Raw genomic sequence first — 7,795 nt, 5'->3', positions numbered from 1 at the left:
CCCCCGGGGGGGGGGGGGGGGGGAGCGGAGCCGCGGTGAATCCAGGCGAACTCCCTTACCTTCTCCGTCAGTTCGGCTCACCGTTCCATTCAGTGTTCAGTTCGGTGATCCTTGGCTTCCCGTGCCGGGGTCGCCGCTGCCGCTGCCGGCTCCTGGGTCCTGGGCCCCGCTACCCGGGTCCTGGGATCCGGTGCCGGGGTCCTGGCCGCCGCTGCCGGGGTCCTGCGTGCCGGCGCCGGCCGTGGAGCCCGGGTCCTGGGTGCCCGCGCCGCCTGTCGAGCCCGGGTCCTGGGTCCCGCCACCGGAGCTGCCGGCACCGCCGGAGGCGCCCCCCGTGTCGCCGCCTCCCGCGCCGTTGCCGCCGCCGCTCCCGGCGCCGATCTGTGCCCCCGTGGCCTGGAGCGCGGCGGTGACCGGCTGGAAGAACGTCTGACCGCCACGCTTGCAGTCGCCGCTGCCGCCGGAGGTCAGCCCGACGGCCGCGTCGCCGGAGAACATCGAGCCGCCGCTGTCGCCGGGCTCCGCGCAGACGTCCGTCTGTATGAGGCCGTTGACGACATCGCCGTTGCCGTAGTTGACCGTCGCGTCCAGGCCGGTGACGGTGCCGTCGTGGACCCCGCTGGTGGAGCCCGACCGCTTGACCTTCATGCCGACGGCGGCGTCCGCGGCCTTGGTGATCTGCTGGGTGCCGCCGTTGCCCAGGTCGACCGCGCTCTGCGGCTTCGTACCGGGGTCGTTGTAGGTGACCAGCGCGAAGTCGGTCTTCGGGAACTTGGAGTTGCTCACCGTACCCAGTGGCCGGCCCCCCTGGTCCGCCGACCAGGTCTTGGAGTCGTTGCCGCAGTGACCGGCCGTCAGGAAGGCGGGCGCTCCCTTGACCGTGACGTTGAAACCCAGGGAACAGCGGGCGTTGCCACCGAAGATGGCGGTACCGCCGATCGGTCCCGCGGCGCTGCCGCCGCCCTGTCCACCGCCGCCGTTCTGCCCGCCGCCGTTCTGTCCGGCACCACCGTTCTGTCCGGCACCGCCACCGTTCTGTCCGGCACCGCCGTCGCTCTGCCCGGCACCGCCGTCCGCGGAGCCGCCCGCCGAACTCCCCGCCGTTCCACCGGCGTTGCCGCCCGCCGCGCCACTCGCGTTGCCGCCCGCGCTGCCGCCCGCCGGGCCACCCGTGTTCCCGCCGTCGTAGCGCTGGAACACCCCCTGGGACCGCTGGACGGTGACCATGCCCGCGCCCATGGCCGCGGTGGCTTTGGTGAGCCTGGCCATCTTTGCGCCGGTGACCGTTCTGTCGGCGGTCACCACGATCTTGTTGGTCTTCGGGTCGATGGACCAGGCCGTGCCGGGCACCGAGGCGGTGTCGCGCAGCGTCTTCGTGCCGGCCGTCAGCGCGGTCATGCTGTTGTGGACGACCTTGGCGACGGCGCCCTTGGCCGTGACGCTCCGCGCGGCGTCCTGGGACAGGACGTTCACGACGAGGTGGCCGTTCGCGCCGTCCAGGTACCAGCCGGCGGTCCGGTCCCCCAGGTCCGCCTTGAGCGCCGCCGCCAGCTGGGTGGCCGCGTGGCTGCTGAGCGTCCGTGGGGCCGGCCGGTCCGTGCTCGCATGGGCGTTGGGCAGCAGGACCGCCGCGCCCACGATGGCGGCCGCGGCGGCGCCGGCCATGACACCGGTCCGCTTGTTCACATGTCGGTGGCTCAATTCACTGACCTCCAGGGACGCACAGGGTGGGGGCACACGGGGAGCCGCAGTGCGTCGCGCCGGCACCCGTGTGTTGCCCTCCAGTCCTACGCAGCCCCGCCCGCCCCGGGCCCATGGCACTCAAGCTGTGATGAATTCCGGCGTTCACCGCTGCGAAGTCCTACACTCCCCGGCCCGCTCGGCCGGCCGGGCGTGAAGGGCAGCTGTCGCCGCGCTTAAGAAATCCTCGATGGACCGGACGGCCGCGGTAGGGGAGATTTCTGGCCGGGGAACGGGCGGCCGGATCGGGCCCCCGTGAACGGCACGGCACCTCTTCACGTACGGGAGCTCTAACGGTGAAGGCACTGGTCAAGCAGAAGGCGGAGCCGGGACTGTGGCTCACGGACGTGCCGGAGCCCGCGGTCGGCGCGGGGGATGTGCTGATCAAGGTGCTGCGCACCGGCATCTGCGGCACGGACCTGCACATCCGGTCGTGGGACGGCTGGGCCCGGCAGTCCGTCAACGCCCCGCTGACAATCGGCCACGAATTCGTCGGCGAGGTCGTCGAGACCGGCCGGGACGTGGCCGAGATACGCGCCGGGGACCTGGTGAGCGGCGAGGGCCATCTGGTCTGCGGCAAGTGCCGCAACTGCCTGGCCGGACGCCGCCATCTGTGCCGGGCCACGGTCGGGCTCGGCGTCGGCCGGGACGGCGCGTTCGCCGAGTACGTGGCGCTGCCGGCGGCCAATGTGTGGGTGCACCGGGTCCCGGTCGACCTCGACATCGCCGCGGTCTTCGACCCCTTCGGCAACGCCGTGCACACCGCGCTCTCCTTCCCCCTGGTCGGCGAGGACGTACTGATCACCGGGGCCGGGCCGATCGGGATCATGGCGGCGGCGGTCGCCCGGCACGCCGGCGCCCGCAACGTGATGATCACCGACGTCAGCGAGCAGCGCCTCGAACTGGCCCGGCAGGTCGGCGTCACTCTCGCCCTCGACGTCGGGCGGTCCTCGATCGCGGAGGGGCAGCACCAACTGGGCCTGCGCGAGGGCTTCGACGTCGGCCTGGAGATGTCCGGCCGCCCCGAGGCGCTGCGCGACATGATCGGCAACATGACGCACGGCGGCCGGATCGCCGTACTGGGCCTGCCGTCCCAGGAGTTCCCGGTCGACTGGTCCCGGATCGTCACCTCCATGATCACCATCAAGGGCATCTACGGCCGGGAGATGTTCGAGACCTGGTACGCGATGTCGGTCCTGCTCGAAGGCGGCCTCGACCTCGCACCGGTGATCACCGGCCGCTACCCGTACCAGGAGTTCGACGCCGCCTTCGCCGACGCGGCCGGCGGCCAGGGCGGCAAGGTCATCCTCGACTGGGCCGCCTGATCCCGGCCCGGTCCCCCCGACGCACCCCTAAGGAAGGCCCCATGTTCGACTCCGTACGCGATGAGCTGCGCAGCACCCTCGACGAGATCCGCGCCGCCGGGCTGCACAAGCCGGAGCGGGTCATCGGCACCCCGCAGTCCGCCACCGTCGCGGTCACCGCAATGGGGTCTCCCCTGCTCGAGCGAAGTCAAGAGCCTGGGGAAGGCCGCCCCGGCGAGGTCCTCAACTTCTGCGCCAACAACTACCTGGGCCTGGCCGACCACCCCGAGGTCGTCGCCGCCGCCCACGAGGCGCTCGACCGCTGGGGCTACGGACTGGCCTCGGTCCGCTTCATCTGCGGTACGCAGGAGGTCCACAAGGAGCTGGAGCGGCGGATCTCCGGATTCCTCGGCCAAGAGGACACCATCCTCTACTCCTCCTGTTTCGACGCCAACGGCGGTGTCTTCGAGACCCTGCTCGGCCCGGACGACGCGGTCATCTCCGACGCCCTCAACCACGCCTCCATCATCGACGGCATCCGGCTCTCCAAGGCCCGCCGACTGCGCTACGCCAACCGCGACATGGCCGACCTGGAGCGCCAGTTGAAGGAGGCGGAGGGCGCCCGGCGCACCCTCGTCGTCACCGACGGCGTCTTCTCCATGGACGGCTACCTGGCGCCGCTGCCCGAGATCTGCGACCTGGCCGACCGCTACGGCGCGATGGTGATGGTCGACGACTCGCACGCGGTCGGCTTCGTCGGTCCCGGCGGGCGCGGCACACCCGAACTGCACGGCGTGATGGACCGCGTCGACATCATCACCGGCACCCTCGGCAAGGCGCTCGGCGGCGCCTCCGGCGGCTATGTCGCCGCCCGCGCCGAGATCGTCGCCCTGCTGCGCCAGCGCTCCCGTCCGTACCTCTTCTCCAACTCGCTGGCGCCGGTGATCGCGGCGGCCTCCCTCAAGGTGCTCGACCTGCTGGAGTCCGCCGGCGAGCTGCGCGAGCGGCTGCACGCCAACACCGCGCTGTTCCGCTCCCGGATGACCGAGGAGGGCTTCGAGATCCTGCCCGGCGAGCACGCCATCGCGCCGGTGATGATCGGCGACGCGGCCGAGGCGGGCCGGATGGCGGAGCTGCTGCTGGAGCGCGGGGTGTACGTCATCGGGTTCTCGTACCCGGTCGTCCCCCAGGGGCAGGCGCGGATCCGGGTCCAGCTGTCCGCGGCGCACTCCACGGACGACGTGCACCGCGCGGTGGACGCCTTCGTGGCCGCCCGCGCCGCGCTGGTGCGCTGAACCGGGCCGTCCGCAAGGGAACAACCGGCCGCACCCTGCGAGACTGGAAGCATGATCGAAGCACGCCGGCTGCACATCCTCCGTGCGCTGGCCGACCACCGTACGGTCACCGCCGCGGCAGCCGCGCTCTACCTCACGCCCTCGGCGGTCTCCCAGCAGTTGGCGGCCCTGGAGCAGGAGACCGGCCACCGCCTCGTGGAGCGCGGCGCGCGCGGTGTCCGGCTGACCGCCGCGGGCGACATCCTGCTGGGCCATGCCAATGCCGTCCTGGCCCAGCTGGAGCGCGCCGAGTCGGAGCTCGCCGCCTATGAGGCGGGGGAGGCGGGCACGGTGACGGTGGCCGCGTTCGCGACCGGCATCGGGCTGGTGCTCGCCCCGGCGATCACCGAGCTGGCCCGGTCCGCGCCCGGCATCCGCGTCCGTGTCCAGGACGCCGAGGGCGACGCCAGCCTGCTGATGGTGCTGGACCGGCAGGTCGATGTCGCGGTCGCGGTGGAGTACCGCGGTGCGCCGGGCGAGGACGACCCCCGGCTGACCCGGGTCCCGCTGTACGCCGAGCCGTTCGACGCGGTGCTCTCGCCCGGCCACCCGCTGGCCGGCGCGGAGCGGGTGCCGCTGGCGGGGCTGGCCAAGGACCCGTGGATCGGCCCGTATTCCGGCAACCCCTGCCTCGACGTGGTCGTCCTGGCCTGCGAATACGCCGGTTTCGAGCCGCGCCTGGAGCATTCCTCGGATGACTTCCGGGCGGTGGTGGCGCTCGCCTCCGCGGGTGCGGGCGTCGCGCTGGTGCCGCGCTCGGCGCTGCGCGGGATGGATCTGACCGATGCGGTGGTCCGCCCGGTGGACGGAGTCGCCCCCACCCGCCGGGTCTTCGCCGCCGTACGCCGCGGCGCCGAGGACCACCCGCTGCTCCGCCCGGTGCTCACGGCGCTCCGGACGGCGGCGGCAGCCCACGGCTGACCGGGCCGGACGTCAGCCGGCGGCCCGGCCCGGTGTCCGGCCGGTGCGGGTCCAGGCCATCAGCCGGCGGGCCGTCCAGGTGGTGATGACCCGCTCCGCCGGGACGCCGCACTCCTCGGCGCGGGCGCATCCGTAGATCTGCCAGTCCAGCTGGCCGGGTGCGTGCGCGTCGCTGTCGATGGCGAAGAGGGCGCCGGCGTCGAGCGCCTGCCGCAGCAGCCGGCGCGGCGGATCGAACCGGTCCGGGCGGCAGTTGATCTCCACGGCCGTACGGTGCTCGGCGCACGCCGCGAAGACCTCCCCGGCGTCGAACTCCGACTCCGGGCGCGGCTTTCCGGTGATCTGCCGCCCGGTGCAGTGGCCCAGGACGTCCACCAGCGGGTTGCGTACGGCCGCCAGCATCCGGCGGGTCATCGGGCCCTTCGCCATCCGCAGCCTGGAGTGGACCGAGGCGACCACCACGTCGAGTTCGTCCAGCAGTTCCGGCTCCTGGTCGAGCGAGCCGTCGTCGAGGATGTCGCACTCGATGCCGGTCAGCAGCCGGAACGGCGCCAGTTGCGCGTTCACCGCCGCGACCAGCACCAGTTGCCGCCGCAGCCGCTCGGCGGTCAGCCCTCGGGCGACGGTGAGGCGCGGGGAGTGATCGGTCAGCACGCACCAGTCGTGGCCGAGGTCGCGGGCGGCCCTGGCCATCGCTTCCACCGGGCTGCCGCCGTCCGACCAGTCCGAGTGCAGATGGCAGTCCCCGCGCAGCGCCCGCAACAGCGCCCGCCCTCGCTCCCCTTCGACCAGCGGGCCGCCGGCCTCCTCCGTCAGCCGCGCCAGGTAGGCGGGCCGCCGCCCCGCGAGGGCCTCTTCGACGACCCGGGTGGTTTTCGGGCCGAGCCCCTTGAGACGGCCCAGCGTCCCGTTCGCCGCCCGCTCGCGCAGTTCCTCCCCGGACAGTTCGCCGACGACCGCCGCGGCCGTACGGAACGCCTGCACCCGGTAGGTGACCGCGCCCTGCCGCTCCAGCAGGAACGCGATCCGCTCCAGCGCCGCCACGGGATCCACCTCCCCACCGTGCACCGGCGACTGGCCGGCTGCCACCGCGAGCGGTACGGCGAACCTCCCCTATCGCAGTTATGCGAATATGTCCGTTCTCCGGATGGTCGATCCGTTTCCAGTGGAATGGCGTCGAGATAACGGCGGTCATTCCGGTCGTTACCACAGCGGAAGTCACAGGGAATCATGTGCGGTTAAAGCCTCTGCAACATCCTGGACCAGTGTCCGCAATGCTTGCCGGACTTCCGGCCGGGGGGTCGCGCTGTGAAGTCGTAAAGACTGGCCGCCTTCAGCAAATCTGCACACCGAATGCGCAGTCAGCGCCCGCCCGATGGTTTTGTGATCCGGCTCTGACCTGTGGATCAGCGGGTTGGTACGGGAATGTCCCGTTCGCTACGGAGCGCAACGACAGGTCGACGGAAAAGAAACCGGAGGAGGTGTGAAGAAGTTGCCACCAACTCATGGATGCATGTACACGTCCGGTAATTCGACGGAGCGTTCGCGTCCGGATCGACGGTTCTCCGATTAGCAGGGCAACGGGCCTGCGTGCTTTGATCCTTCGCACTGCGGGAGTCACCCGGGTTTCCCGAATTCGGGCCCCCGACTACCGTTGCCGCGGCCGGGTCAATCCCACCGGACGGCCCGTTCGCCTGCTTTTTCTTGATATTGATCCGAAGGGAAACATCATGAACAACGCCCAGGTTCAGACCCAGGAAATCTCCGACGCCGACCTGGACAACGTGTCCGGTGGCCTCGTCGGCGGCGCGCTGAGCACCGTCACCAACACCGTTGACTCCATCGGCCCGGCCGCGGGTGTCCTCACCACCGCCACCGGCCTGGTCCAGGGCGCCACCGGCGTGAACCTGCAGGGCACCGTCGGTGGCCTGACCGCCGGTCTCTGAGCCCCTGTGCCGCTGAGCGGCACAACCGGCATCGAGCGGAGACAACGGCACGTCGGCGGCCCCTCCTTGCCGACGTGCCGGGCCGAGTGCCCCGGACAGCCCGGTTCCCACCGGGCCCCGGGGCACCTGGCCGTTCACCGCAGGACATACCGCCGGCCGCCTGCGCCGTGCCATGATGTCCCGTACCAGATCGTGCAGTTGAGGGAAGAGTGACGTGCAGTTCCGCCAGCAGGCCCTTTCCAAGCTGCAGTCGCCCGAGGAACTCGACCTGCCGGTGCGCTTCGCCCGGCCGCAGGGCTGGCTCGTCCTGATCGTCACGGTCCTCGTGATGGCCGGCGCCGCCGTCTGGGCGGTCACCGGCACCGTCTCCTCGACCCTCGGCGCCCCCGGCATCCTCACCCACGGCCAGGGCAGCTACCTGCTCCAGAGCCCCGTCGCCGGCCAGGTGACCGCGGTGCTCGCCGAGGAAGGCAAGCCGGTCGCCGCCAACGCGCCCGTCGTGAAGGTCCGTACGGCACAGGGCACCACCACCGTCGTCCGCGCCATCGCC

General features: G+C 71.9%; 6 protein-coding genes and 1 pseudogene. 5 read left to right on the top strand and 2 right to left on the bottom strand.

The genetic code is table 11. The features are described from left to right. Positions 1-96: 96 nt before the first annotated feature. A complete protein-coding gene (locus RZ84_RS04745; protein WP_043263211.1) occupies positions 97-1,686 on the bottom strand; it encodes a S1 family peptidase in 1,590 nt (529 codons plus the stop codon). Between the two features lie 350 nt (positions 1,687-2,036). Between RZ84_RS04745 and tdh the strand changes: the two genes are divergently transcribed. From tdh to RZ84_RS04730, 3 genes are read left to right on the top strand one after another with little or no spacing between them, the layout of a single operon-like run. Continuing rightward, positions 2,037-3,065 carry an L-threonine 3-dehydrogenase gene (gene tdh / locus RZ84_RS04740; protein ID WP_043263210.1) on the top strand — a complete coding sequence of 343 codons (1,029 nt, stop codon included), beginning with the start codon at positions 2,037-2,039 and terminating at the stop codon, positions 3,063-3,065. A 41-nt stretch (positions 3,066-3,106) separates the two neighbouring features. After that, the gene (locus RZ84_RS04735; RefSeq protein ID WP_043263209.1) at positions 3,107-4,339 is read left to right on the top strand and encodes a glycine C-acetyltransferase; all 1,233 of its coding nucleotides are present in this window, start codon (positions 3,107-3,109) and stop codon (positions 4,337-4,339) included. A gap of 51 nt (positions 4,340-4,390) precedes the next feature. Beyond that, positions 4,391-5,299 (top strand): LysR family transcriptional regulator, encoded by a 909-nt coding sequence (locus RZ84_RS04730; RefSeq protein WP_043263208.1) that lies wholly within the window; start codon positions 4,391-4,393, stop codon positions 5,297-5,299. Between the two features lie 12 nt (positions 5,300-5,311). On the opposite strand, the gene RZ84_RS04725 is transcribed toward RZ84_RS04730, so the two are convergent. Continuing rightward, entirely contained in the window at positions 5,312-6,352 is a 1,041-nt protein-coding gene (locus RZ84_RS04725) for a PHP domain-containing protein (RefSeq protein WP_043269179.1), read from the bottom strand. Between the two features lie 677 nt (positions 6,353-7,029). Here RZ84_RS04725 and RZ84_RS04720 point away from each other — a divergent pair. Continuing rightward, a complete protein-coding gene (locus tag RZ84_RS04720) occupies positions 7,030-7,245 on the top strand; it encodes a hypothetical protein (protein WP_043263207.1) in 216 nt (71 codons plus the stop codon). A 214-nt stretch (positions 7,246-7,459) separates the two neighbouring features. After that, positions 7,460-7,795, top strand: a pseudogene (locus RZ84_RS40580) (hypothetical protein); the annotation flags it as partial.

It is taken from the genome of Streptomyces sp. CT34, from assembly GCF_000805335.1.
Classification (GTDB): domain Bacteria; phylum Actinomycetota; class Actinomycetes; order Streptomycetales; family Streptomycetaceae; genus Streptomyces.
This window is presented reverse-complemented; position numbering and strand designations above follow the sequence as displayed.

What these genes read in the sequence shown, in the direction of transcription:
- RZ84_RS04730 (WP_043263208.1), top strand. Translation starts at nt 4,391, where the DNA reads ATGATCGAAGCACGCCGGCTGCACATCCTCCGTGCGCTGGCCGACCAC.
- RZ84_RS04720 (WP_043263207.1), top strand. Translation starts at nt 7,030, where the DNA reads ATGAACAACGCCCAGGTTCAGACCCAGGAAATCTCCGACGCCGACCTG.
- RZ84_RS04735 (WP_043263209.1), top strand. Translation starts at nt 3,107, where the DNA reads ATGTTCGACTCCGTACGCGATGAGCTGCGCAGCACCCTCGACGAGATC.